Here is a 24554-nt window from a genome sequence, read left to right on the forward strand (position 1 = left end):
GAGATTGGCCGCGAATCCCTGTGCGGTGCCTGGTTGTCGTACATAGCCAAGTCATAGCTTCCAGGGTGGGTGTCGGGTTGCCCCTGGACGGCGTTCAACGGCTAGGGTGGCCTCTCGACTGCCGTCCAGTACAAGGTGTGAGAAGTGAGCGACCCCTACGGGTTGTCCATCGGGACAACCAACTTGGTTGCCGCGCGTGTCGGAGCTCCGCCGGTGACGCGCCGCTCCGTGTTGACCCTGTACGGGCACCGGCCTGCCGAGGTGGGCCTGCCGTCGGACAATCCGAACCTCACCGAACCGGGCTTGGTGCTGCGCGGATTCGTCGAGCGTATCGGCGACCCGGTGCCCCTCATCGCCGTCGACGGCTCACCGCATCAGGCTGACCAGCTCCTGGTCGAAGCGCTCGGCGCCATGGCCGACGCGGCCGGCGGTCCCGGGCCCGGTAGTGACATCGTGATCTCCGTTCCCGCGCACTGGGCAGGGTCGGCGGTGCGTGCGCTGGAAGCAGCGCTGCGCGGCAACCGCAAGCTGGCGCCGTCCGGGGTGGCTCCGCGACTGCTGTCCGATGCGGTGACCGCATTGACGGCCCTACAGGTCAACCCGGGGCTGGCCGCCAGCGGCATCGTCGCACTGCTCGACTTCGGCGGCAGTGGCACCAGCATCACCCTGGCCGACGCTGTAGCAGGGTTCCGGCCGATCGCCGAAACGGTGCGTTTTACTGAGTTCTCCGGCGACCAGGTGGATCAAGCCTTGCTCACCGCGGTCTTGGCCGACATCGGCAACCGCGGTGACGTGGATCCGGCTGCCACCGCGGCCGTGGGCTCGCTGGCGCGATTGCGGGACGAGTGCCGCCGCGCGAAAGAACGGCTCTCCGCTGAGACAGCGACCACAGTCAGTGTGCAGCTGCCCGGGGTCACCACTGAATCCCGTGTCACGCGAGGCGAACTGGAGGCACTGATCCGGCCGTCGCTCGACGGCGTGCTCACAACACTCGGCGATCTGTTGCAGCGCAACCGGATCGACTGGTCGCAGCTCAGTGCTGTCGGCACGGTGGGCGGTGGAGCCTCCATACCGCTTGTCACACAGATGCTCTCGGAGCGCTCGGCTGTGCCGGTGGTCACCACGGCATCGCCGGCACTCGACATTGCGGTGGGGTCGGCACTGATCGCCGCCCGCGGCCCCGATGCCGACGCTCCGACCGGCTTGTCCACGGCCCTGGGAGATGCTGCCACCTCGTCGTTGGGTGCCGCGGCGCTGCAGCCTGATCCGTCTGCGCCCGGTTCGTCGACGTTCCGTGCGCTGGCGTGGTCGCAGGACGACGACAATGTCGCCGACCCGGTGCCGTACCAGGGCGAGTACGAGAGCCCTTACGAGCAGGCGAATCCGTACTCGATGCCCACCGGCGCCCGCCCGCAGATCCAATACACCCCCGCCACCGGGACTTTCGAAGAGCCGAAATCGAAGTTCCGCTTTCCGCAATTGGCGCTGGCCGCGGCGGCACTGATCGCCGTGGTGGCAATCGGGGGCGTCGCCTACACGCTCACCACTGATTCGTCGAGCACGGCACCCACCACGCCGACCACCGTTGCCCCGCCACCGGTGACCACCACGGAACTGCCGCCTCCGCCGCCGGTCACCACCGAGCCGCCGCCCCCGCCGCCGGTCGAGACCACCTACGTTCCACCGCCGCCGGAGACGACGTACATCACCATCACCCCGAGCCAGGAGCCGCCGCCGCCACCGCCGGAGACGACGACCACCACGCCGCCAACTACGACAACAACGACCACCACAACGACGACCACCACAACAACAACCACGACGACCACGCCGACCACCACGACAACGACTCCGCCGCCGATGACGACGACACATCTGAACATCCCGTTCCTGCCGGTGCCCATCCCGATCCAGGTACCCAACCGCGACGCGCAGCCGTAGCCTCGGTGTGCTCGTGACCGGTGGCACACTGGAACCATGAGCAGCAGCAATAATCCCTTCGGCTTTGATCCCGAAGACTTCGACCGCATGGTGCGCGAAGCAGGAGAAGGTCTGCGCGAAGCATTCGGACGGGTTTTCGAACCCGGAAGCCAGCGAGGCGGCTGGAACGTGTTCTTCGACCAGGGTCGCACCACCCGCGCCCGCCAGGAACCCGAGACCACCGGTGACGCCGGTGACGGGGTGTGGGCCATCTACACCGTCACCGACGACGGGTCCGCCACGGTGGAACAGGTGTTCGCCACCGAGTTGGACGCGCTACGCGCCAACAAACACAACACCGATTCCAAGCGCAAGGTGCGGTTTCTGCCCTACGGAATCGCAGTCAGCGCACTGGATGACACAGTTAGCGACGAGACTTCGTAGCCGCTGTCGAACACAGCGACCACGCCACCACCACCGGCTGAAACAGCAAACGCATAAGCCGCTCGGTCTCGCTGTTGCGCCCGAAGCCGTCGCCGTGGTTGAGGAATTGCGCGATGTTGCCGGGGAACACCGCCACGAAGAACCCCGCCAGTAGGCGTGAGCAGTGCCAATCCCACGCCGAGTGCTATCTCGACGCCGCCGGTGGCCATGCCGACACCGTCGGCATCCATCGGAACTGATGTCGGCACCGGTGTCTTGAACTCCTCGCGGCCCCAGAACAGATGAGAGAGCCCGGCGAAAATCGTGGCGCCGGCGAGCACCAGTCGTGCCGTAGTGCGGGCGGGCGTGGTGAGCGGCGGGGGAGGTAGCTCAACTCGCATCGTGCGGGATTTTTCCCCACTACGACCCGCTCAACCAACCGGTTGCGCGGGCGTAAGTTTCAGGAATGTTTCCTGTCAAAGGGCTGTGAACGCTGGAAAATTTCCGGCCTTAAGGTGCATTTTCTGACTTTTTCGCCCAAGATGGCTACCCGAATCCTGTGAGAAGCGTAGCTGTGGACGGGTCGTGCCCCGGAAAATATCCGGTGCCCGCGCAGCCCACGGAACGAACTGAGGAGCGAGCATGTCCATGTTGGGCACAACTCTGCGCAAAGCAGTTGCCCTGATCTCTGTCGGCGCGGTCGCCGCTTTCGGCGTCGCTGCCTGCGGGAGCGACGACGAAGGGGGCGGGTCGGGTGGATCCGGCGGCTCGGGTGGAGGAGGCGAGATCAACATCACGATGACGTCGTTCCCCGACTACATCGACCCGCAGCTGTCCTACACCGTGGAGGGGTGGGAGACGCTCTACAACGTCTACACGCCTCTGCTGACCTACAAACACGCCAAGGGGGAGGACGGCACCGAGGTGGTGCCGGCGCTGGCCGAGGCCATGCCCGAGGTCTCGCCCGACGGCTTGACCTACAAACTCAAGCTGCGTTCTGACATGTTGTACTCCGACGGCACCCCGATCAAGGCCTCGGATTTCACCTACGCCATCCAGCGCCTGTTCAAAGCGGACTCGGGTGGATCGGTGTTCTTCAACGGCATCGTCGGCGCACCGGAGTACGCCGAAGGCACCGCCGACACCATCAGCGGCATCGTCACCGACGACGCCACCGGTGACATCACCATCACCCTCGACGCGCCGAACGGCACTTTCGAGAACGTCCTCGGCCTGATGTTCGCCGCGCCCGTTCCGCCCAGCACGCCGCTGGCCGATGACGCGACCAACAGCCCGCCACCGTCCAGCGGACCGTTCATGATCACCAATGTCGAAGCGCCGCAGACGTTGACGCTTGAGCGCAACCCGAACTTCAAGACCGTCAAGGACGCGGGGGCCACGGAGGTGGCCGACGCGGGCGTCGACAAGATCATCGTCACCCAGAACAAGAGCAACACCGCGCAGGTGACCGGGGTGGAGCAGAACACCATCGACTTCATGGTGGACCCGCCCGACGCCGATCGCCTGCAAGAGGTGAAATCCCGTTTCGGAGAACGTTTCCGAATGGAGGAGTCGATCAACACCTACTACTTCTGGATGAACAACCAAACCGCGCCGTTCAACGACGTGCGGGTACGCCAGGCGGTCAACTACGCCATCGACCCGGAGGCGCTCAACCGGGTGTTCGGCGGCCGGATGCACCCAACTCAGCAGATCCTCCCACCGGGTATGCCCGGCTACCAGGAATACAAGCTGTACCCCGGCCCGGACATGGACAAGGCGAAAGCGCTGCTGGCCGAGGCCAATCCGTCCGACATGGACATCACGGTGTGGACCAACGACGAGCCGGACCGCAAGCGCATCGGCGAGTACTACCACGACGTGCTCAACCAGCTGGGCTTCAACGCGACGCTGAAGGTGCTCGCCGGTGACGTCTACTTCACCACCATCGGCAACCAGTCCACGCCGGACCTGGACACCGGTTTCGGCAACTGGTTCCAGGACTTCCCCACCCGGACGACTTCTTCCGGCCACTTCTGGACACCGACGCCATCCTTCCGACCAACGGCAACAACTTCTCGAGGGCGTCGATCCCCGAACTGGACGCCAAGATGGATGAGCTGCTGACCAAGCAACTCACCGACGAAGGGGTGGAGCAGGGGTACGCCGACCTGGACAAGGCGTACATGGAGCAGGCGGTGTGGGCGCCGTACGGCAACGAGCAGTACACCACCTTCGTCTCAGACCGGATCGACTTCGACAATGCCTACAGCCATCTCCTGTTCAACCAGGACTGGTCGGCTCTGTCGCTGAAGTAACGGTGTCCACCCCGACTGAGCCAGTGGAGGCGCCCGGGGAGCCCGTGCTCCCTGCGGGCGTCCCCGCTGCGCAGATCCGTGGTCGCAGCCCGTGGTACCTCGCGTGGCTGCGCCTGCGGCGCAACAAGATCGCGCTCGCCTTCGGCGTGCTGTTCATCCTGATCGTCGGATTCTGCCTGGCGGCGCCGCTGTGGGCCGACTATGTGGCCCACACCGGCCCGAACGAGAACCACATCACCGACACCGTGACGATCGACGGCCAGGAGACGGACGTGGTGTCACCCGACGGCACCCCGATTGGCCCCGGCCTGCACGGCCGGTATCTGCTGGGCGCCGACCAGAACGGACGCGACGTGATGGTCCGCCTGATGTACGGCGGGCGGACGTCTATCTACATCGGCGTGGCAGCGGCGGCCATCACCACCGTGCTGGCGGTGCTGGTCGGCCTGGTCTGCGGGTACTTCCGCGGCTGGATCGACGCGGTGCTGTCCCGTGTGATGGACGTGGTGTGGGCCTTCCCGGTGCTGCTGCTCGGCATCGCGTTGGGTACCGCACTTGCGTTGGGCGGGTTGAAGATCGGCGGACTCGAGGTCGCCGGGGACTCGCTGTGGATCCCGATCATGATCATCGGTCTGGTGTACGTGCCCTACATGGCGCGGCCCATCCGCGGTGAGATCCTGGCGCTGCGCGAGAAGGAGTTCGTCGACGCCGCGGTGGCGCAGGGCAAGGGGCCCATTCGCATCATGGCCACCGAGCTGCTGCCCAACGTGGTGTCCACCATCATCGTGTTCTTCACGCTGAACATCGCCAACAACATGCTGCTGGAATCGGCGCTGTCGTTCCTGGGGGCCGGCGTGCGGGCACCCAACGCCTCGTGGGGCACCATGATCGCCGACGGCTACCAGAACATCTACACCGCACCGCACCTGACCATCGTTCCCGGCCTGATGATCGTGTTGACAGTGCTGTCGCTCAACGTCTTCGGTGACGGCCTCCGGGACGCGCTGGACCCGCGCGCCAAGATCAGGATGGAGCACTGATGGTCCGCTTCGTCACCCGGCGCCTGATCGGGATGGTGGCGGTGCTGTTCGCCATCTCGATCCTGGTGTTCCTGATCTTCAACGTCATCCCGAACTCCGACCCGGCGGTACGCATTGCCGGCAAGAACGCCGACCCGGAGCTGATCGCCAGGGTCAGCGCCGATCTTGGCCTCGACCAACCGCTGCCGGTGCAGTACTTCACCATGATGAAGCAGATCCTCACCGGTGAGTTGACGTCGTACGCCAGCTCGCTCAACGTGGGCGAGCAGATCTGGAAAGGTCTGCCCGCCACCCTCTCGCTGTGTGTGGGTGCCGCGGTGCTGTGGATGGCGCTGGCCGTGGTGTTCGGGTACCTGTCTGCGGTGCACGCGGGCAAGTTCACCGATCGGGCGCTGACCGTGCTGTCTCTGGTCGGTATTTCGATGCCGGTGTTCTGGCTCGCGGCAATCCTGCTGTACTACTTCACGTTCAAGATCCCGATCTTCCCCACCAGCAGTTACGTGCCGCTGACGAAAGACCCGGTGGACTGGGCGTATCACCTGATCCTGCCGTGGATCACCTTGGCGGTGCTCTACGTCGGTTTCTACAGTCGCGTGCTGCGCTCCAACATGCTCGACGTGATGAACGAGGACCACGTGCGCACCGCGCGGGCCAAGGGCATCAGCGAACGGCAGGTGCGGATCAAACACGTGCTGCGCAACTCGATGATCCCGATCGTCACCCTGTTCGGCCTCGACTTCGGGGCGGTGGTGGGTGGTGGGGCCATCCTCACCGAAACCGTCTTCAACATCAACGGGGTCGGACTGTACGCGGGGCAGGCGATCGGCACTCTGGACCTACCGCCACTGATGGGAGTCACGATGTTCGGGGCGTTTTTCATCGTGTTGTTCAACACGCTGGTCGACATCGCCTACGCGTTCCTGGATCCGCGGATCCGACTGGGACAGGAGGCCCCGGCATGAGCCCGATCCTCGAAGTCCACGATCTGCGAGTGGGTTTCGCCACCGAGGACGGTGTGGTCAGCGCTGTCGACGGGGTGTCTTTCGACCTGAAGGCCGGCGAGGTGTTGGCCATCGTCGGCGAATCCGGCTCCGGCAAGAGCGTCACGGCACAGACTCTGATGGGGCTGACCCGCGCCACGAACGCCAAGATCGCCGGCTCCGTGCTGTATCGCGGCGAGGACCTGACCGAATTGGGTGACGACGAGTTGCGCAAGGTCCGCGGTGAGAACATCGCCATGGTGTTCCAGGACCCGATGACCTCGCTGAACCCGGTGTACCGGGTGGGTGACCAGATCGCCGAGATGATCCGCGCCCACCGCGACGTGTCCCGCTCGGAGGCGCGTGATCAAGCTGTGGAACTGCTTCGCTCGGTGGGGATTCCGAATCCCGAGCGCCGCATCAAGGATTACCCCCACGAGTTCTCCGGAGGCATGCGCCAGCGCGTGATGATCGCGATGGCGCTGGCTCTGGAACCCGATGTGCTGATCGCCGATGAGCCCACCACCGCGCTGGACGTCACCATCCAGGCGCAGATCCTACGGCTGATCGATGAACTCAACCGCGAGCGTGAACTCGCGGTCATCCTGATCACCCACGATCTCGGTGTGGTCGCGGAGGTGGCCGACCGGGTGGTGGTGATGTACGCCGGGCACGTCGTGGAGGACGCGACGGTCGAGGAGATCTTCTACAACCCCCAACATCCGTACACGTGGGGACTTTTCGGGTCATTGACACCGCTGGACGCACCGCAGCACAGCCGGCTGCCGCAGATCGGCGGAGCCCCGCCGTCGCTGCTGTCACTGCCCACCGGGTGCCGGTTCGCGCCGCGGTGCCCGCACGTGTTCGACGCCTGTTCGCAGCCGCCACCTCTGACCGGTGACACACACCTGGACCGGTGTTGGCTCGAGCCGTCGCAGAAGCAGAGCCTGCGTGAGGTCGACGGCAGGATCGGACTGCGGAAGCCGGTGGCGTCATGAGCGCCCCGCTGCTCGAGGTCACCGATTTGGTGAAGCATTTCCCGATCAAAGCCGGTGCGGTGGTGGAGCGTGAGGTGGCTCGGGTGCGCGCGGTTGATGGCGTGAGCCTGGTGTTGCACGAGGGCGAGACGCTGGGGCTGGTGGGCGAGTCGGGCTGTGGGAAATCGACACTGTGCCGGCTGATCCTGCAGTTGATGACGCCGACGTCGGGGTCGGTGCGATTCGACGGCCAGGAGTTGGTGGGCCGAACGCGGCGCGAACTGCGGCCCATCCGGAAGAACATCCAGATGGTGTTCCAGGACCCCTACGCGTCACTGAACCCGCGCAAGCGCATCGGTCAGATCATCGGCGACGCCATGGAACTGCACGGCCTGGCCAGTGGTGCCGACGCCAAGCGCCAAGTGCAGGAGCTGCTGGACCGGGTGGGGCTGCAGGCTGAGCACTACAACCGGTTCCCCCACGAGTTCTCCGGCGGTCAGCGGCAGCGCATCGGGATCGCTCGGGCGGTGGCGTTGCGACCGAAGTTGATCATCGCCGACGAGCCGGTGTCGGCCCTGGATGTGTCCGTGCAGGCACAGATCATCAATCTCCTCGAAGACCTCCAGACCGAGTTCAAGCTGTCCTACCTGTTCGTTGCGCACGATCTGGGTGTCGTCCGCCATGTGTCCGACCGGGTGGCCGTGATGTATCTGGGCAAGGTGGTGGAGACTGCTACGGCAAACGAGCTGTACAACAAGCCGTTTCACCCATACGCCAACGCGCTGTTGTCCGCGGTGCCGATCCCGGACCCGCGGCGCAACGCCGCCCGCGAGCGCCTGATACTCGAAGGCGACGTCCCCAGTCCGATCGATCCGCCGCCGGGCTGCCGGTTCCACACCCGATGCCGGTGGGCCACCGATGTGTGCAAGGTCGAGGAGCCACTGCTGGTGGAGCGTGAGTCCGCGCACCTGGCCGCATGCCACCATCCACGGCACCTCGAAGCGGTAGGGGCGCCTTAGTAGCTTGTCTCAGCCGCCTCCCGGGCGGGAGCGCAGGGACCCGGCTACTGCGCCTGCCAGGCGCGGGCGGCCAGCAGCTCAGGGACCAACACCTCGGTGAGCAGCCGCACGTCGTCGTCGGTGTCATGGGGATAGCGCAGTGTGGACCGCGCCCCGGGCACGTCGCCCCCCACCCCGACCACGGTGCTGCCGCGGGCCGTCGTCCACTCCGACAGCTGTGCCTCCCAGGCCGAGCCGGCGAACACCAGCAGTCGGTAGTCGGTGGTCTTGGTGAGGTAGACGTCGACGTGACTCCAGTCGCCCGTCTCGCAGCCCGCTGCAGGCCGTCGCGGACCCTCCCGCAGCATCAGTGCACCCTGCTGCGCACTACTGAAGCGGTGTGCGGGCGCGCACAGATGGGTGCCATCTGGTCCCATCAGGAGATCGGAAAGTACAGGACGCCAGTCATTCTCGGTGCTCAGCAGATGTTCGGTGGCGTCCGCCGCCATGGTCAGGGATTCGACGGGCATCGGGGTGCCGAGCAGCTGAGACTCCAGCGCCATCAGCAGTGCCAGGGTGTGTTGGTAACTGCGGCAGGCCACGCCACCTATTTCGGTGTCGGCGTGCAGCAGCACGGTCTCGGAGCAGGCCTGCGTGACGGCCGAGCCGGGGGTGTTGGTCAATGCCACCGTGCGTACCCCGGCGGGCAACCGCTGCAGCGCGTCCAGCGTCTCCACCGATCCGCCGGTGGCGGAGGTGGCCACCACCAGGGTGCCGGGGCCCCAGTCCGGCAACACGGTCGAGGACGCCAATTCCGAGGTGGCCACGATGCCGCGGGCCCGCATCCTGGCGGCGACCACCCCGGCGGCGTAGGCCGACGAACCCATACCGAGGAACACGACACGCTCGATGCCGGCAGCCGTTGCCGCCCAGGGATTCCCGCCACCCAGCACCTCGGCCAGGCCGCGCAGCATTTCGGGCTTGCGGGTCAGGTCGGCCAGGAATCCGTCGGGCTTCACAGATCGGTCCTTTCATCGAGTAGCGCCGGTAAGGCGGCGTCGGGAACATACATCCAGCGAGACAGGTGTCGTGCAGCGTAGACGATCTCGCGAAGCACCTGTTGCAGACGGAAGGGCCGCAGGGCGGTGCCGTCGTAGACGGGGTGGGTGAGATGCCGGCTGTAGGAGGCCAGAAAGGCTGCCCGTCCTGCGGCGTCGACCTCCGCTACCGCGTCGGCGTCGAGTTCGGTGTACTTGCAGGCGACCACCGCGGCGTGTACCAGCGACTGCGCCAATCCGGCGACATCGAGGGCGGCGGGAATGGGCAGCATCCGCTCGTGTACCGGCAGCACCGGGTTGCCGTCGAAATCGGTTACCACAAACCGGCCCTGGGCGCGCAGGATCTGCCCGACATGCAGATCACCATGTCCGTGCAGGACGGGACTGCCCGCCAGCGTGCCCAGTTGGTCGAGTACCGCGGTGATGTCGTCACGGCGCTCTCTGGCCAGGACGGCGCTACGGGAATCAACTGAACCGCAGGCGATGTCGAGTGTCTGCAAGGCGGAATCGCGCCAGCGGGCCGCATCCTGCGCCGAGGCCGTCGAAGCGGTGCCGGCGAGCGCGTCATGGAGCCCGGCGATCAGGGCACCCAGGTCAGCTGCCGCAGAGACCAGCGGGGCGGGATCACGCTGCAGCGCAGCCGTGGTGATCAACTCCACCGCCCAGGTCCAGCCGTCCACCGCCCCGGGAAGGTACTCGTCGACGCTGGCCACCAACGTCTCGTCACCGTCGGGGGTGCGCCAGGTGATCAGCCCCCACGGCCGGGGCATCCCGGTGAACCCGGCGTCGCGCAGGGTTGTGATCCGACCCGGGGCGGGGTGCGGGCCCAGCTGCAGATGTGTCGCCCACTTCACCACCGCCGCGTCGCCGACGATCACCGACTCGTTGGTCTGGTCCACACCGATGGCGCGTTCCCCGGTTGCGGAGCTCCTGGACCAGGATTGGACGGTGAAGCGGCCCAGTGTGTTCGACCCCTGGGCCAGCAGTGCCAGCAGTGCCTCGGAGGCGCCGTCGCCGGGACGAGCGCGAGATTCACCGATCATCGGAACCACGCCCGGCGTGCCGTCGTCGTTCACGACACTCAGGCACCTGCCGCCGGGCAACTGGAGCGTGTCGAGCAGCTCAGCCATCCCGGTGCTGCAGCCCGACCCGTTCGATCACGTCCGCGCCCACCCGCAGCCCGTTTCGCTCGCGCACCGCCGCACCGATCTCGGCGAGTCGTTGCCGCAGCGCGGTGTCCGCAAGCAGCTTGTCGACAGCGGCGGTCAGCTCGTCGTCGGCGAAGGCGTAGGTGTCCAGGCGCACACCGAAGCCGAGTTCATCGATGCGTTGGGCATTCTCGTACTGATCCCAGAACAGCGGCAACACGATCAGAGGCTTGCCGAAGTGCAGGGTCTCGGTGACGGTGTTGTTGCCGCCGTGGGAGATCACCAGGTCCACCTGGGGAATGACCTTTGTCTGGGGGAGCATCTGCGCACCGACCATGTTGTCTGTCAGTGTGATCCGGGAAGCCTGCGGACCCATGCTGACGATGAAGCGGTGCCGCGTGGTGCCCAGCACGTCGACCAGGCGTTGCATCAACTCGACGTCCGCGCCGCCGAGTGACCCGAGTGAGAGATAGATCAGGGCACTGCCTTCGGGGCGGTCGGCCACGGCGTCGGGAACCACATAATCCTCGTCGGTTTCACGCACGCTCGAGTCCATCCGCGTCCAACTGTCGTCCAGCGGACGGACTTCGGTGTAATCCGCTTCGACGGGGTAGACGTACAGGTTGGCTGCGTTGTCCCGCGGCATGAACTCGATCTCGGGTAGCGGGGGAGCGCCCTGAGCCTGGACCCAGGAGTTGAAGTCCTCCCAGACCGGGCGGTGGGTGCGGTCGTACTCGGCACGGTAGGAATCCCATTCAGAGCGGTCTGCGCTCGGCAGCCCCGAAAAGGGCGGCGGAATGTCGGCGCCGGGGACTTCGAGCGGGCTGCACGAGACGATCCGAATGAACGGGGCACCGGCGGTCACGAGTGCGGGGAACAGCACCACGTTGTCCTCGACGATGACGTCGGGGTGGTGGGTGGCGATGATGTCGCGAAGCCGCGGCTCGCAGTACTTGGCGCCGTCGATCAGCGCCTGGTAGGTGGGCCGGACGAACGACTCCAGCTGTTGGTGAGTGGGCTTGCGGAACTCGGGGGCCGTCTCGGCGATGAAGTCAGTCCAGAACTTGCCTGGGTCCTCGTCGGCGGCGCCCTCGGCGGGTTCGGCCAGATCCACCAGTTCCTCGATGAATCCCAGTGGTGCGAGTTTGCCTGCCCAGGAACTCTCGGCGGCGAACACGATGGTGTGTCCGCGGTCGCGCAGGATGGCCGCCAGGCCGATGCACTGATTGGTGGGCCCGTAGGCCGACTCCGGCCAGAACATGATCTTCAGCGGTTGCGGCATGTCACGAAGATACCGGTGATCCGAGGTTTGGCTTTAAGTCAGCGATATCGCAGGAGAGTTCCTAGGATGCGTAAATGCCATCCGGTGCGGCCGTGTCAGAGCCGAACGCAGATCTGGTCGTGCCCCGGATCGAGCTGATCGGTGTCCGGAAGGAGTTCGGGGACAACGTCGTAGCGGTCGAAGGCGCCGACCTCGCCATCGCCGACGGTGAACTCTTCGCGATCCTCGGTCCGTCGGGCTCGGGAAAGACCACGCTGCTGCGGCTGATCGCCGGGTTCGAGGAACCGACAGCCGGCACCGTGAAGCTCGGTGGCAAAGATGTCACCGGATTGCCCCCGGCCCGACGTGACACCAACACGGTGTTCCAGCAGTACGCACTCTTCCCGCACATGACTGTGGCCCAGAACGTCGAATACGGTTTGCGGGTGCGAGGGGTCGCCAAACCCGAACGCCGACGCCGCGCCGCCGAGGCGCTCGAGATGGTGCAGCTCTCCGGATACTCCGCCCGCAAACCTGCCGAACTGTCCGGCGGCCAACAACAGCGGGTCGCGTTGGCGCGCGCACTCGTGGGACGCCCCCGGGTGCTGCTGCTGGACGAACCGCTGGGCGCGTTGGATCTCAAACTGCGCGAACAGATGCAGATCGAACTCAAGGCGATCCAACGCGAAGTCGGCATCACCTTCGTGATCGTGACGCACGACCAGGACGAGGCGCTGACACTGTGTGATCGGCTGGTGGTTCTCAACCACGGTCACATCGAACAGATCGGCGCCGCCCGCGAGGTGTACGAGAACCCGGCGAACCGGTTTGTCGCCGACTTCGTTGGCACCTCCAATGTGCTCGACGGGCCCGTCGCCGAGGCGGTGATCGGCAGGCCGGGCACCTTCGCGATCCGGCCCGAACGCATCACCGTGCTGGACCAGAACACCCCGGTGCCGGCCTGGCAGCGCAGCGTCTCAGCCGAGGTCGCCGAGGTGGTCTACGCAGGCCCGATCACCCGGGTGGCTGCCACCGTCACCGGTCTGGCGGAGCCCGTACGACTCGTCGCGACGCTGCTGTCGGCCGAAGCGTCGTCAGCCGTTCAGCACGGCACTCCCGTCACCCTGGCCTGGCCGGACACTGCAGTCCTCGATCTCACATCGGATCAATCGAAGGAGTCCTGATGAGAAACATCTACCGTCTGGGTTGTGCACTGGCAGCGGGGACGCTGCTGATGGCGGGCTGCTCCAGCTCCGAGGATTCCGGCGGCACCGCCGACGGCCCGCCGCAGATGGAGGCTGCCACCGAGGTGGGCGACGGTGAGGGCGAGCTGAACCTGGTCGCGTGGCCGGGCTACGCCGAGGACGGCTCGAATGACCCAGCCGTGGACTGGGTGACGCCGTTCGAGCAGGAAACCGGCTGCAACGTCAACGTCAAGATCGGCAACACGTCCGACGAGATGGTGCAACTGATGCGCTCCGGTCAGTACGACGGAGTGTCGGCGTCGGGAGACGCCACCCTGCGGCTCATCTACGCCGGGGACGTGGCACCGGTGAACACCGAGTTGACGCCCAACTACGCCACCGTGGTGGATTTCCTGAAGGACAAGCCGTGGAACTCCGTGGACGGCCAGATGTACGGCGTGCCGCACGGCTGGGGCGCAAATCTGCTGATGTACAACGCCGATGAGGTGACTCCGGCTCCGGATTCCTGGAGTGCGGTGTTCCCCGGAGCCCCGGAGTTCAAAGGCAAGGTGACGGCCTACGACTCGCCGATCTACATCGCCGATGCCGCACTGTATCTGTCCAAGACCCAACCCGATCTCGGCATCAAGGACCCGTATTCGCTGACCACCGAACAGCTCGAGGCGGCGGCAGATCTGCTGAAGCAGCAGAAGGAGAACATCGGCGAATACTGGTCGGACTACACCAAAGAGGTGCAAGCGTTCGAATCCGGCACCACCGTGGTGGGCACCAGTTGGCAGGTGATCGCCAACACCATCGACGCCGACGGCGTGGTCAAGATCGGCACGGTGCTGCCCAAGGAGGGCTCCACCGGGTGGTCGGATACCTGGATGCTTTCGTCAAAAGCCGCCCACCCCAACTGCATGTACAAGTGGATGGACTACATCATCTCCCCGGAAGCCAACGCGCAGGTGGCGGAATACTTCGGTGAAGCGCCGGCACAGACCAAGTCGTGTGATCTGACCGCGGACAAGGCGCACTGCGAGACCTATCACGCCACCGACGGTGACTACGCCGCCCAGATCCATTACTGGACAACGCCGCAGAAGAAGTGCGTCGACGGCAGTGGCGACAACTGCACCAGCTACGACGAGTGGGTCACCAAGTGGCAGGAGATCAAGGGCTGATGCCCTCGACGCCGGCGCCGCGCAGACGGGACCGGGTGGCGCTGGCGTTCCTGCTGATCCCGCCGCTGGCCTGGTTGGTGGTGGCCTATCTGGGATCGCTTGCCGTGCTGATGGTCTCGGCGTTCTGGGGCACCAACAGTTTCACCGGCGCGGTGGTGCACACCTTCACCACCGACAACCTGATCCGGGTGTTGACCGATCCGGTGATCCGGACGGTGGCACTGCGGACCTTGGGCGTGGCCCTGACGGTGACGGTGCTGTGCGCAGTGCTCGCGGTGCCGCTGGCGCTGTACATGGCCAAATTCGCCTCACCGATGATGCGGGTGGTGCTCGTGGTTGCCGTCACCACACCGCTGTGGGCGAGCTATCTGGTGAAGGCCTACGCATGGCGCATGCTGCTCTCACCGGAGGGGCCGCTGTCGTGGGCCACCGGCTGGTCACCCGGCTACGGGTTGGTCGCCACCGTCATCACGTTGACCTATCTGTGGTTGCCCTACATGGTGATTCCGGTGTTCGCGGCATTCCAGCGGGTGCCTGATGCGCTGGTGGACGCCAGTTCCGATTTGGGCGCCTCCGACATCAACACCCTGCGCTTGGTGGTGGCGCCCATGGTGTTTCCCGGGATCGCCGCCGGCTCCATCTTCACCTTCTCGCTGTCGCTGGGCGACTACATCGCGGTGACCATCGTCGGCGGCAAGACGCAGATGCTGGGCAATGTCATCTACGGGCAACTGGTCACGGCCAACAACCAGCCCATGGCCGCGGCCCTGTCGTTGATTCCGTTGCTGGCCATCGTGTTCTACCTGCTGGCGATGCGACGAACCGGTGCATTGGAGAACGTCTGATGTTGTCTTCACGGCTGCGCGGGTTCACCGTCGTGTGGACGGTGCTGGTGCTGGTGTTCATCTACGCACCGCTGCTGCTGGTGGTGGTCAACGCCTTCAACGCGTCGAACACCTTCGCGTTCCCGCCCTCGGGATTCACCGTGGAATGGTGGCGCGCGGCGTGGAACAGCGACGGGATGTGGGCGTCACTGGGTAACTCTGTGGTGGTGGGCCTTATCGCCACCGGGGTAGCGCTGGTGCTGGGCACCATGGTGGCTTTCGCCGTACAGCGATATGACTTCTTCGGCAAGCAAACCGTCAATTTACTTGTGGTGCTGCCCATCACGCTGCCCGGCATCGTGACCGGTATCGCCTTGAACGCGACCTTCACCTCCGCGCTGGGTATCACCCTCGGCATGGCGACTGTGATCATCGGCCACGCCACCTTCTGTATCGTCATCGTGTTCAACAACACTCAGGCCCGGCTGCGCAGGCTGGGGCGCAGCCTCGAGGACGCCTCAGCTGATCTGGGTGCGTCCTCGTGGCAGACGTTCCGGTTGGTGACACTGCCGATGATGCGCGGAGCGCTGGTGGCCGGCGCCATCCTGGCGTTCGCGTTGAGCTTCGACGAGATCGTGGTGACCACGTTCACCGCGGGGCCCACCGTGCAGACGCTGCCCATTTGGATCTTCGGGAACCTGTTCCGCCCCAACCAGGCTCCGGTGATCAACGTCGTCGCCGCGGCGTTGACCGTCGCCGCCATCATCCCGGTGTGGCTGGCGCAGCGGATCGGTGGTGATCCGGCAGGAACGAGGATCTAGAACGCCGGGACTGGAGAACGTCACCTCCGGCCACTGGGCATCATCTCCTGAGAAAGTCCGTAAACAGCGTTGCCAACGGGCTCCGGCGATCCCGGTTGCCGAGAGGCCCAGCAGAATTCATTCTGAGGGCATGCAACGTGAGACCCGCATGGTGCCCTTCGGTCAGTACGAAACCTGGGTGCAGATCACCACGCCCGATGCTCCGGTTGCCGGGCGCCTTCCGCTCTTCGTGCTGCACGGCGGGCCCGGGATGGCGCACAACTATGTGGCCAACATCGCTGCCCTGGCCGACGAATCCGGGCGGGTGGTCATTCACTACGACCAGGTGGGCTGCGGGCAGAGCACCCATCTGCCCGATGCGCCCGCCGATTTCTGGACGCCCCAGTTGTTTGTCGACGAGTTCCACGCCGTCCGTGCGGCGCTGGGTGTCGAGACCTACCATCTGCTCGGGCAGTCCTGGGGCGGGATGCTGGGCGCGGAGATCGCCGTGTGCCGCCCTGCAGGGCTGGTGTCGCTGGAGATCTGCAACTCGCCGGCGTCGATGGCGCTGTGGGTTCAGGGCGCCAACACACTGCGCGACCAACTGCCCGAGCAGGTGCGTGCCGCCCTGTCCCGTCACGAGGCGGCCGGCACCGTCACCGATCCGGAGTACTCGGCCGCCACCGAGGAGTTCTATCGCAGGCACGTGTGCCGGGTGTATCCCTTTCCGCAGGACTTCGACGACAGCAGCGCACAGATGGAGGCCGAGCCCACCGTCTACCACACGATGAACGGGCCCAACGAGTTCCACGTCATCGGCACCCTGCGGGGCTGGAGCATCATCGACCGCCTGCACCAGGTCGCGGTGCCCACCCTGGTGGTGGCCGGCGAGTTCGACGAAGCCACCCCGGCGACCTGGCGGCCGTTCGTGGACCACATCGCCGGCGCCCGCCAGCATGTGTTTCCGGACACCAGTCACTGCACGCATCTGGAGAAGCCGCAGGAGTTCCGTGCCGTCATCGCCGAGTTCTTGGCAGAGTGTGACGGCGTCGAGTCCACGTGAAGTCTGGCGGCAGGCCGGAGCCGAGGGTGACGGAAGGCTTACGGCAGCGACAATACCGCCGCCGCGCAGCGGGCCATTGGTTATCGTCCGACCGTGACGTCGCGACGGTGGGCGCTGTGGATGGCGACAATAGGCGCGGGAGCGTGCCTCGTTTTAGGCACCGGACACGGCCTTGCGTTCGCAGACGTGGACGGTGGCTCCTCCGGTGACAGCGCCGGACAGTCCGCCCACGGCGAAGGCCAGGCGCCGTCACGCGACCCGGACGCGCCGGCGAAGCGGTCGGAGACCGAAACGGTGGCCGATCACGACTCTGGCAACGACACTTCCGACACCAGACAGGACGCACCGTCGGCGTCCGATCGCGATGACCTCGACACTGAGGCCGTAGCCGATCCAGACGACGAGGCTGACAGAGACACAGAACGCGGCGCCCGGGACCAGGACCGCTCCACAGAAAAGGTCGCCGAGTCACACCGCCTGAGTAAGCATTTTGGTAACCACGAGGCGAAGCTCAGCAAGAAGCACTCGGACAACACCGCTGTCGACGACACCCCGGCGACCGGGCCAGCGGCTGAAGCGCATGTTGACGGGTCCGAACTCAGCGGCACACCGACACCCGCGGTGACACCCGAAGCTCCGGCCGTGGCGGCCCGCCCGCTCGGGCCGCTAGCGACGGCGGCATTGAACTTCCTTGCCGCGCTGGGGTGGTCACCGCGTCCCGAGGTGGACGAGACGTTCCCGGCTCCCGCGTCCACAACGGTGACCGGCGTCCGTACCGGTCACTCCTCACTGACGATCCCGCTGGGTGCCAACGGGTTCACCACGCCGGCTGATTGGTACTTCCCGACGCAAGCTGACGGTTCGGTCTCGGCGACCGGTGTGATATGGCTGCAGCACGGCTTCCTCGCGGACAAGTCGTTCTACTCTGCGCTGGCAAAAACGCTGTCGCAGCAGACCAACAGCGTGGTGGTGGTGCCCAACGTGCCCTCATTTTCTTTCCGGTGCTCGGGGTGCACGCTGAACGACGCAGCTATTCAGCAGGCCGTGGCGACCATGTTCGACGGTGATCAGCAGGCACTGAACACCAGCGCCATGAAGGCGGGTCTCCAGGGCACGCTGCCGGAACAGTTCATCCTCGCCGGGCACTCCGCGGGCGGCGGGTTCGCGGCGGGCGTCGGCGGTTTCTACGCCACCAACCCCAATCAGCGTCGGCTGCGTGGTGTGGTGATGTTCGACGGGGTGGCCCGCGATGGGGCGTTGGACCGCGCGCTGGACGGCCTCGGTGGTATCCCGGTGTATCAGATCGCGGCGCCGCCGCAGCCGTGGAATGCGTTCGGAGCCGCCACCGACGATCTGGTGGCGGCGCGGCCGGGCCAGTTTGTCGGTGTCACCCTGGCTCGGGGTTCGCATGTGGACGCCCTGATCGGTGGCAATCCGATCTTCGATTTCTTTGCGCAGTTGGTGACCGGATTCTCCCCGCGCGGCAACACCGCTGCGGTGTACACCCTGGCGAACGGCTGGATCAACGACCTGTACCAGGGGTTGGGCCCAGCCGATGGCACCGGCATTTACGGGCTACCGGATCAGTACATCGTGCTGGGTGACGCCGCCGCCGTGGTACTGGCTCCGGCGCCTACTGTCGACCTGAATCGGTACCTCGGCACCTGGTATGAGGTGGGCAGCGTCAAGCAGTTTTTCTCTCTCGGACTGGTGAACACCAAGGCCGTGTACAGCCTCAACCCCGATGGATCGGTCCGGGTGGAGAACTCCGGCAACTACTTCTTCGACAATGGCCCCGTGTCGCGCATCGTCGGTGTGGCGCTGCCGGTCGACACGACCAATAACAAGCTCAACGTGACGTTCTTCGGTCCGGCATCTGACAACCCGCCAGGAAATTACTGGATCGTCGATCTGGACCCCGAATACCAGTGGGCCATCGTCAGTGATCCCAGCGGTTTCAGCGGCTTCCTGTTGACCCGCACACCCGTGATCTCCGACGAGCTTTACCGTGAGCTGCTGAACCGGGCGTCTGTAAAGGGAGTGCGGGGCTGGATCACCAGGACCCGACAGCCTGCAGCGCATTCCGCGACGGCGATTTCGGTGTGAGACGTCCTGCGGCGCGGGGAGATCGGATTCGTGTCAGCGCCGGTTCAGGATCCAGATGTGTGTGGACAGCACGGTGGCGAACGCGCACCAGGCCGGATAGAGACCCAACGGCGTCGCCGAGGCTCCACGTACTGCGACAGCGCGCCGAGTCAGGTCAGCGCTGCTGACGGTCAGCGCGCCCGCGGCGATCGCGGAAGTGCCGAGCATCCGCCGGTTGAAGAACAACCAGGACCAGCTGGCGTTGAGGACGAGATTGGCGACGAGGGCTTTGATGTAGCGGTTGCGTTCGGCGCTCTCGCCGCGACGCTCCAACTCGTCGAGCGTGGCCGAGGACACTGCCGCGATATCGGCGTAAAGGACAGGCCAGACGATCGGAAACGCGTGTCGCGGAGGCTGATACGGAGGTTTCTTCAGCTTCGCGAACCACGGCGACTGTGCGGGCCGGCTGGCCAGGCCGCCCAGGATCGCCGTGGCGGTGACAGCCAGCATCGAGGGAACCAGAGTTGTTCTGCGCGGTGACGTTGGCACCGGTCAAGCCGACTGGAAAGCGGAGAGCCGACGACGACAGCGAGACACCGGAAACCGCTGCGCAAAAGGCCGACCGGAAGGCAACCGCCTTGGCCGCGCTATCGGTAGCCGAAGCGACCGACCGCCTGGCGCTCGATTGGTCGGCCTCATTGCGTCACCAGACGTTCTACAAGGCCGTGTTCCGTCCTGCGGTATTGCGAGCCAATCGCCTAGCTCACCTGGCGGGGGACCAAACCGACGTTCTGCCAATGAAATTCAAGTTCCACGGCCTACGGCACACGTACGCGAGCCTGTGCGCGGCTGCCGGTATCGACGTGGCCGACGTAAGCCGGAACTTGGGTCATTCAAAGGTCACCACTACGCTGGACATCTACACGCACCTGTTCCGTACCGATGACAGCGCCAGCGCCGCCATGGCCAAGCTGGCGGCATTGGCTACGCCAATCGGCCCGAACGTGGTCCCGCTACGGCAGCGGATCTGAGTCCTCAAACAGAACGTCCACCTGGGCAGCGGTTTCGGGGGATCTGCTCTCCATTTCGTGACGAGCCAACATGATGCCAACGGGCGACAACTGAAAGCTGAGTGCGTCGGTCCGTTGTAGGTGATCCAAGAACTGCGCCAGCTCTGGGCTTTCCTCGCGAAGGATGGACGTGAATTGTCGCTCGTCCACCGATCGATTCCGAAGAAAATCGCGGAACTTGGTTTCTGCGCCGCTGAGACCGTTAATGACTTTTGTGTCGACCGACAGGATTCTCTTGACTTTATCGGTCCTGAGCTTGAATTTCTGTGATCCTGAAATCGCGTACGGAACCTCAATCAAGTGCACTATGTGGTTCAAATCTGCCGTCAGTTGATCTATCGATTCGGTATAGAACTGGGTCAGCTCGTTGACGTCAATTGGGTCATACATTGCATTTCTGTGCGCTGTATAGATTCTGCTGTAGACCGTGCTGCTCAAGGTGGGCATGTAGGTTCCAGCCTGCGTTGCACCCATATAGCTGTAGTCGAATGAATCTGACGGAACTTCACCAAAATATGGCCGAAGCTCACCATCCAACAATGAGACCAGTTCCTTTGGGCCGAGCGCGAGATTGTGACCAACGCGGGTAACGCGAAAAATCACGGTCAAAGCGTTAAGGTGGCGTGTCGTCAATTTTGGAGCGCACTCTATCGACTCGCGTAGAACGATTTCGCGACGAGTTCGGATTGGCTCGCCCGCCAAGTCGGCAAGTAAACCTGACAGAATTCCGCCCAGTTCCGGATCGCCTGTTTCGGCATAACTGCGTTGACTAGATGCGAGCGGTCCGAGGAATCGAGGATCTCTAAATCGCTCGTAGAGTTTCTCGTCCTTTTCGGCAATTTTGCGTATTACTTCATCAGTAATTTCTTCGGTCCGTGCGTTGATCAAGTCTTTAGCGATTGGAAGCGAGTCCAGAAACACCGATTTGGCTACATCGAGTGCAATTGCTCGTATCTCGGTGACTGTTAGGACAGTACCGTAATTGATAGTGCCGTAGTCGGTATGGAGTTGGGTCGCGTCGTCGCCAGCCGTCATATCGGGCACGGCTCACTTACCCTTCTTGTGTTCGATATTGAATGTGCCGCCACCCTCGTTAATGATCTGGGTGGCGTTATCGCCTGCGGTCATCGTTGGCTTTTGTTCGACCTTTTTAACCGGAGCGACAGCGTCAGCCTGGTCGTTGGATCCCCATACGCGCGGAAATGTGAAGGCGGCCAGGAATCCGAAGACAACGCCGATGGTGAACCAGACCCACCGAGGGCCGAAATCGACGGGCAATACGCCGATGACGAGACCTGCCAGAGCGATAACGGTAGTGCTGAACCATCCCAGGTATTTGGCCACTCGCTATTCCCCTCCGTCTCGCTAGAACTCACGATGTTAGCCCACGAATGATTTCCAGAGGCCTGATTCCCCAAGCCCAGTGACTCCGTCGCGCCATATTCTTGCCCGGTTTTCTGCGAACTTGTTTGTTTCCCAGCCAAATACGTTTTCAATGCGGCCTGTGGTCAGTTCATCGCCCATTGTCACGATCAGGATTTTGGGCGGTTGCCGACGCGCTAGCCAAGCCCGCTTCAAAAGATCATTTACGCACGTATCTTTGAACGAATAGCCAACGATGAGCCAGTGTTCAGAATCGCGAAAATCTGTGTCCGCGATCTCGTAGGCCAGTTGAAATGGATCACGTTTAACGTGGTCGATCTTGTCATGCTGATTGGCCAGCACAACCAAAGGCTCGGCGTCTATCGCGCCGGTTCTGTATCTCTCCCATAATTCGGGCTTTCTAGCGATGGCCAGGGGGATCTTTACTTGACGATTGCCGACCCGCCAAAACGTGACGGCACCGTGAAGATCGAGTAGCCGAATTAGGTGCGGTAGGTTGTTTTTGTCTCGCAGCGGGAAAGCAGAGAAAGGGCTATCGAGAACGTTGTCTATCTGAAATTCACCGTAACCCGCACCTAAGTCGCAAAATTTGCCGTCATATTTATCCCTGCTGAACTCCGTTAGAATTAGATCGTCATAGTTCAAGTTGGCAATGGTCACATAACCTGTGAATTGATCTGCAGCGAGGCTGAAAAAATTGGAAATGGTGCCAAAGGATCCGTTATCAGGTTTGGAATTTTCTACAATAACTTGTAGCGTGTGCCCGATTCCGCGTTGTCTAACTTCTTGGACGAATTTACGCACCTTGGTGATCGCCTGCGACATATCTGGGTTGTCCTCAGTGAGGCTGGCATAGCGATTGAGATCACCCAATATGTCGGACTGGCCACCGAAAGCGCCAATTAGGGTTTCGAAATTGGTAGAGGGATCGTCGTCGGCCTTGGCGCGAATCGCAACCTGGCGCATGGCTTGGGCCACTTCGTCACTTCTACCCTCGTATTGCACGGTCAGGCGTTCGATGACTTGTTGCGTAATGTTGCTCAACAACAGATTCGTGCTGAAAGCGATGCTCAGCCCGTTTCCGACCAGCATTGCAAGGTTGTCGTTCGGCATGGCCCCCCCGGGTGTATTGACGTGGCCGTCAGAGGATACCGGCGCGATGCCACTACCTGCGGCAACTCAGCAAATCGAACGTACGTCCTTGCCGAACAAACTCCGAACAAAATGGCCTGAAAATAAACCTAGGGGAGCTAGTTACCAGCTCTGAGCTGTGGTCTTGTGGAGCCGATGACGGGAATCGAACCCGCGTATTCAGCTTGGGAAGCTGATGTTCTGCCATTGAACTACATCGGCGTGTGGCTAGACAGACTAGCAGGGCATCAGCGGGCGCCGGTCCGGGGCGACAAACAGCGTTGTGAGCCCAACCCTGTGTAGAACCTGAAAGGTAGCCCCCAATTGACTTGGCCGATCGGCTAGACTTCGCTCGTCCGCCTTACAGCAAATGCATCGGAGTCCAGAAGGTATGGGGTACAACGGGTTTCATCGATCTGTCAAAGCTGGCGTAGCGCTGGCGGGCGTTGGAGCCATCGCCTTCGCGACCGTGCCGGTGCCGACGCCGCTGGAAGACGTCGTGGTGGCCGCACCTGCGGCCTACGTCGCCCCGCCCCGCGTGGTGAACACCGAGGTCGAGCCCGTCGTTCTGGCGACCGTCCTGGAGATCCTGGCCAAGGGTGTCGTCGACACCGTTTCGGACACCGTTGAGGCTATCCAGTACGACGTCCCGGCCATCTTCAACCGGGTCGTCGAGCAGTGGCCGGACATCGAGCTGACCGCCTGGAACCACAGCCTGGTCGCCGCCGCTCTGCTGGCACCCATCGCTCCGCTGGTGGTCGGACCGTTCAATTACGCCGTGGCCGATGCCGTGGCCACTGTCTTCCCGCAGTACGGCGACGAGATCCGGCAGGGCATCCCCGAGTTCACCCAGTACGCGTTCTCGCGCCTGGTCGGGCCGTTCCTGAGCGCCTTCGGCTCCACCGGCGCCATCCATCAGGACTACTACGACGCCGGCATGGAGGGCGACCGCCTGGGCCAGAACCTGGTCCTGCTCGGTGCGCCGGCCAGGGTCATCGAGGCCTTCCTCTTCGGCGGCTACGGCGACCTGGGGCCGCTGCTGACCGGTGACCCCAATGCTGAGCGCGTGGCCGCGCCCGGGTTGTTCACCCCGTGGGGACAGTGGCCGGTGGACCGCAACATCAGGACCGAAGACGACGGCCTGCCGGACAACGAGTTCATCCCGCTGTCGGTCAGTGCTGAGCTCACCGAAACGTCCACGGTCGCGCTGGAGACGACTGTCGAGGACGCGACCGTCACGCAGGCTGCTGTCGAGACGGCTGTCGTCGACGAAGCCGCCGTGGACACCACGGAGGAGACCACCGAGGAACTGGTCGTCGAGGAAGCCGTCACCGAGGAGACCGTCGCCGACGACGAGACCGAAGAGACCCCGGCGCCCCGCTTCGGCATCCAGAAGGGCCTCGATGACCTGCGCAAGGGTGTCGAGAACCTCTTCACCGGCGGCAAGAGCGGCGCAGCCAAGTCCTCCGAGAAGTCGGACGACGCCGACACCGACAAGGCCGACAAGGCCGACAAGGCCGACAAGACCGAGAAGACTGAAAACGCCGACAAGGCAGACAAATCCGAGAAGTCGGACAAGTCCGATTCGGGCAGCAGCGACTCCGAATAGCTCGAACCCACCCGGCGCGCGGACAGCTTTCCCAAGCTGTTCGCGCGCTGTGCTGTTGGCCCGAGGTGCCCACCGGCCACAGCTGGCCGATACGC

General features: G+C 64.1%; 24 protein-coding genes and 1 tRNA gene. 17 read left to right on the forward strand and 8 right to left on the reverse strand.

Annotation, left to right across the window (positions count from 1 at the left end):
* Positions 1 to 144 precede the first annotated feature (144 nt).
* The 9 genes from BVC93_RS15960 to BVC93_RS15995 all read left to right on the forward strand — a co-directional run bounded on the left by BVC93_RS15960 (position 145) and on the right by BVC93_RS15995 (position 8677).
* Positions 145 to 1941 (forward strand): Hsp70 family protein, encoded by a 1797-nt coding sequence (locus BVC93_RS15960; RefSeq protein ID WP_083738320.1) that lies wholly within the window; start codon positions 145 to 147, stop codon positions 1939 to 1941.
* Positions 1942 to 1977: 36 nt separating this feature from the next.
* A complete protein-coding gene (locus tag BVC93_RS15965; RefSeq protein ID WP_083738321.1) occupies positions 1978 to 2364 on the forward strand; it encodes a hypothetical protein in 387 nt (128 codons plus the stop codon).
* 113 nt (positions 2365 to 2477) lie between these two features.
* On the forward strand, positions 2478 to 2603 hold the full coding sequence (locus BVC93_RS34630; protein ID WP_335583094.1) for a hypothetical protein: 126 nt from the start codon (positions 2478 to 2480) through the stop codon (positions 2601 to 2603).
* A gap of 382 nt (positions 2604 to 2985) precedes the next feature.
* Positions 2986 to 4470, forward strand: coding sequence for an ABC transporter substrate-binding protein (locus tag BVC93_RS15975; RefSeq protein WP_236949982.1), 1485 nt, complete (start codon positions 2986 to 2988; stop codon positions 4468 to 4470).
* Positions 4455 to 4661: a hypothetical protein gene (locus BVC93_RS34045; protein WP_236949983.1), complete on the forward strand. Its 207-nt coding sequence runs from the start codon at positions 4455 to 4457 to the stop codon at positions 4659 to 4661. The genes BVC93_RS15975 and BVC93_RS34045 overlap by 16 nt, the downstream gene beginning before the upstream one ends.
* A 2-nt stretch (positions 4662 to 4663) precedes the next feature.
* Positions 4664 to 5701, forward strand: a complete 1038-nt coding sequence (locus BVC93_RS15980) for an ABC transporter permease (protein ID WP_192860007.1) — start codon at positions 4664 to 4666, stop codon at positions 5699 to 5701.
* Positions 5701 to 6663 carry an ABC transporter permease gene (locus tag BVC93_RS15985; RefSeq protein WP_083738323.1) on the forward strand — a complete coding sequence of 321 codons (963 nt, stop codon included), beginning with the start codon at positions 5701 to 5703 and terminating at the stop codon, positions 6661 to 6663. The genes BVC93_RS15980 and BVC93_RS15985 overlap by 1 nt, the downstream gene beginning before the upstream one ends.
* On the forward strand, positions 6660 to 7679 hold the full coding sequence (locus tag BVC93_RS15990) for an ABC transporter ATP-binding protein (RefSeq protein ID WP_083738324.1): 1020 nt from the start codon (positions 6660 to 6662) through the stop codon (positions 7677 to 7679). The genes BVC93_RS15985 and BVC93_RS15990 overlap by 4 nt, the downstream gene beginning before the upstream one ends.
* Entirely contained in the window at positions 7676 to 8677 is a 1002-nt protein-coding gene (locus tag BVC93_RS15995; protein ID WP_083738325.1) for an ABC transporter ATP-binding protein, read from the forward strand. Before BVC93_RS15990 ends, BVC93_RS15995 begins: the two co-directional genes overlap by 4 nt.
* 44 nt (positions 8678 to 8721) lie before the next feature.
* On the opposite strand, the gene BVC93_RS16000 is transcribed toward BVC93_RS15995, so the two are convergent.
* The 3 genes from BVC93_RS16000 to BVC93_RS16010 are packed head-to-tail and all read right to left on the reverse strand — an operon-like array spanning position 8722 to position 12144.
* Positions 8722 to 9675, reverse strand: a complete 954-nt coding sequence (locus BVC93_RS16000) for an SIS domain-containing protein (protein WP_083738326.1) — start codon at positions 9673 to 9675, stop codon at positions 8722 to 8724.
* Positions 9672 to 10844, reverse strand: coding sequence for a glucosamine kinase (locus BVC93_RS16005; RefSeq protein ID WP_083738327.1), 1173 nt, complete (start codon positions 10842 to 10844; stop codon positions 9672 to 9674). The genes BVC93_RS16000 and BVC93_RS16005 overlap by 4 nt, the downstream gene beginning before the upstream one ends.
* Positions 10837 to 12144, reverse strand: coding sequence for a glycosyltransferase (locus BVC93_RS16010; protein ID WP_083738328.1), 1308 nt, complete (start codon positions 12142 to 12144; stop codon positions 10837 to 10839). The genes BVC93_RS16005 and BVC93_RS16010 overlap by 8 nt, the downstream gene beginning before the upstream one ends.
* Before the next feature lie 74 nt (positions 12145 to 12218).
* Between BVC93_RS16010 and BVC93_RS16015 the strand changes: the two genes are divergently transcribed.
* The 6 genes from BVC93_RS16015 (at position 12219) to BVC93_RS16040 (ending at position 19287) form a co-directional block, all read left to right on the forward strand.
* Positions 12219 to 13307 (forward strand): ABC transporter ATP-binding protein, encoded by a 1089-nt coding sequence (locus tag BVC93_RS16015; protein WP_083738329.1) that lies wholly within the window; start codon positions 12219 to 12221, stop codon positions 13305 to 13307.
* Positions 13307 to 14494, forward strand: coding sequence for an ABC transporter substrate-binding protein (locus tag BVC93_RS16020; protein ID WP_083738330.1), 1188 nt, complete (start codon positions 13307 to 13309; stop codon positions 14492 to 14494). The genes BVC93_RS16015 and BVC93_RS16020 overlap by 1 nt, the downstream gene beginning before the upstream one ends.
* A complete protein-coding gene (locus tag BVC93_RS16025; protein WP_083738331.1) occupies positions 14494 to 15339 on the forward strand; it encodes an ABC transporter permease in 846 nt (281 codons plus the stop codon). Before BVC93_RS16020 ends, BVC93_RS16025 begins: the two co-directional genes overlap by 1 nt.
* Positions 15339 to 16139, forward strand: coding sequence for an ABC transporter permease (locus BVC93_RS16030; protein ID WP_083738332.1), 801 nt, complete (start codon positions 15339 to 15341; stop codon positions 16137 to 16139). The genes BVC93_RS16025 and BVC93_RS16030 overlap by 1 nt, the downstream gene beginning before the upstream one ends.
* Positions 16140 to 16269: 130 nt before the next feature.
* Positions 16270 to 17181, forward strand: coding sequence for a proline iminopeptidase-family hydrolase (locus BVC93_RS16035; protein ID WP_083738333.1), 912 nt, complete (start codon positions 16270 to 16272; stop codon positions 17179 to 17181).
* Positions 17182 to 17274: 93 nt separating this feature from the next.
* The gene (locus BVC93_RS16040; RefSeq protein ID WP_236949984.1) at positions 17275 to 19287 is read left to right on the forward strand and encodes a lipocalin family protein; all 2013 of its coding nucleotides are present in this window, start codon (positions 17275 to 17277) and stop codon (positions 19285 to 19287) included.
* A gap of 33 nt (positions 19288 to 19320) precedes the next feature.
* Here the strand turns inward: BVC93_RS16040 and BVC93_RS16045 are convergent, their stop codons facing one another.
* Entirely contained in the window at positions 19321 to 19776 is a 456-nt protein-coding gene (locus BVC93_RS16045) for a TspO/MBR family protein (RefSeq protein WP_083738335.1), read from the reverse strand.
* Between the two features lie 26 nt (positions 19777 to 19802).
* Between BVC93_RS16045 and BVC93_RS16050 the strand changes: the two genes are divergently transcribed.
* On the forward strand, positions 19803 to 20297 hold the full coding sequence (locus BVC93_RS16050; RefSeq protein WP_236949985.1) for a tyrosine-type recombinase/integrase: 495 nt from the start codon (positions 19803 to 19805) through the stop codon (positions 20295 to 20297).
* Here BVC93_RS16050 and BVC93_RS33140 read toward each other — a convergent pair.
* The 4 genes from BVC93_RS33140 to BVC93_RS16070 form a co-directional block, all read right to left on the reverse strand.
* On the reverse strand, positions 20280 to 21371 hold the full coding sequence (locus tag BVC93_RS33140; protein WP_335583140.1) for an LPO_1073/Vpar_1526 family protein: 1092 nt from the start codon (positions 21369 to 21371) through the stop codon (positions 20280 to 20282). The two genes, BVC93_RS16050 and BVC93_RS33140, sit on opposite strands and share 18 nt — an antisense overlap.
* Before the next feature lie 12 nt (positions 21372 to 21383).
* Positions 21384 to 21680, reverse strand: coding sequence for a hypothetical protein (locus tag BVC93_RS16060; RefSeq protein ID WP_083738337.1), 297 nt, complete (start codon positions 21678 to 21680; stop codon positions 21384 to 21386).
* A gap of 36 nt (positions 21681 to 21716) precedes the next feature.
* On the reverse strand, positions 21717 to 22832 hold the full coding sequence (locus BVC93_RS16065; RefSeq protein ID WP_083738338.1) for an SIR2 family protein: 1116 nt from the start codon (positions 22830 to 22832) through the stop codon (positions 21717 to 21719).
* 166 nt (positions 22833 to 22998) lie between these two features.
* Positions 22999 to 23072 (reverse strand) — tRNA-Gly (locus BVC93_RS16070).
* Between the two features lie 247 nt (positions 23073 to 23319).
* On the opposite strand from BVC93_RS16070, the gene BVC93_RS16075 reads away from it, so the two are divergent.
* Positions 23320 to 24459, forward strand: coding sequence for a hypothetical protein (locus BVC93_RS16075; protein ID WP_157516949.1), 1140 nt, complete (start codon positions 23320 to 23322; stop codon positions 24457 to 24459).
* Positions 24460 to 24554 lie beyond the last annotated feature (95 nt).

Source organism: Mycobacterium sp. MS1601, assembly GCF_001984215.1.
Taxonomy (GTDB): Bacteria; Actinomycetota; Actinomycetes; order Mycobacteriales; family Mycobacteriaceae; genus Mycobacterium.

What these genes read in the sequence shown, in the direction of transcription:
- BVC93_RS15965 (WP_083738321.1), top strand. Translation starts at nt 1,978, where the DNA reads ATGAGCAGCAGCAATAATCCCTTCGGCTTTGATCCCGAAGACTTCGAC.
- BVC93_RS34630 (WP_335583094.1), top strand. Translation starts at nt 2,478, where the DNA reads ATGTTGCCGGGGAACACCGCCACGAAGAACCCCGCCAGTAGGCGTGAG.
- BVC93_RS15975 (WP_236949982.1), top strand. Translation starts at nt 2,986, where the DNA reads ATGTCCATGTTGGGCACAACTCTGCGCAAAGCAGTTGCCCTGATCTCT.
- BVC93_RS34045 (WP_236949983.1), top strand. Translation starts at nt 4,455, where the DNA reads ATGGATGAGCTGCTGACCAAGCAACTCACCGACGAAGGGGTGGAGCAG.
- BVC93_RS15985 (WP_083738323.1), top strand. Translation starts at nt 5,701, where the DNA reads ATGGTCCGCTTCGTCACCCGGCGCCTGATCGGGATGGTGGCGGTGCTG.
- BVC93_RS15990 (WP_083738324.1), top strand. Translation starts at nt 6,660, where the DNA reads ATGAGCCCGATCCTCGAAGTCCACGATCTGCGAGTGGGTTTCGCCACC.
- BVC93_RS15995 (WP_083738325.1), top strand. Translation starts at nt 7,676, where the DNA reads ATGAGCGCCCCGCTGCTCGAGGTCACCGATTTGGTGAAGCATTTCCCG.
- BVC93_RS16005 (WP_083738327.1), bottom strand. Translation starts at nt 10,844, where the DNA reads ATGGCTGAGCTGCTCGACACGCTCCAGTTGCCCGGCGGCAGGTGCCTG.
- BVC93_RS16010 (WP_083738328.1), bottom strand. Translation starts at nt 12,144, where the DNA reads ATGCCGCAACCGCTGAAGATCATGTTCTGGCCGGAGTCGGCCTACGGG.
- BVC93_RS16015 (WP_083738329.1), top strand. Translation starts at nt 12,219, where the DNA reads ATGCCATCCGGTGCGGCCGTGTCAGAGCCGAACGCAGATCTGGTCGTG.
- BVC93_RS16020 (WP_083738330.1), top strand. Translation starts at nt 13,307, where the DNA reads ATGAGAAACATCTACCGTCTGGGTTGTGCACTGGCAGCGGGGACGCTG.
- BVC93_RS16025 (WP_083738331.1), top strand. Translation starts at nt 14,494, where the DNA reads ATGCCCTCGACGCCGGCGCCGCGCAGACGGGACCGGGTGGCGCTGGCG.
- BVC93_RS16030 (WP_083738332.1), top strand. Translation starts at nt 15,339, where the DNA reads ATGTTGTCTTCACGGCTGCGCGGGTTCACCGTCGTGTGGACGGTGCTG.
- BVC93_RS16035 (WP_083738333.1), top strand. Translation starts at nt 16,270, where the DNA reads ATGCAACGTGAGACCCGCATGGTGCCCTTCGGTCAGTACGAAACCTGG.
- BVC93_RS16045 (WP_083738335.1), bottom strand. Translation starts at nt 19,776, where the DNA reads ATGCTGGCTGTCACCGCCACGGCGATCCTGGGCGGCCTGGCCAGCCGG.
- BVC93_RS33140 (WP_335583140.1), bottom strand. Translation starts at nt 21,371, where the DNA reads ATGACGGCTGGCGACGACGCGACCCAACTCCATACCGACTACGGCACT.
- BVC93_RS16065 (WP_083738338.1), bottom strand. Translation starts at nt 22,832, where the DNA reads ATGCCGAACGACAACCTTGCAATGCTGGTCGGAAACGGGCTGAGCATC.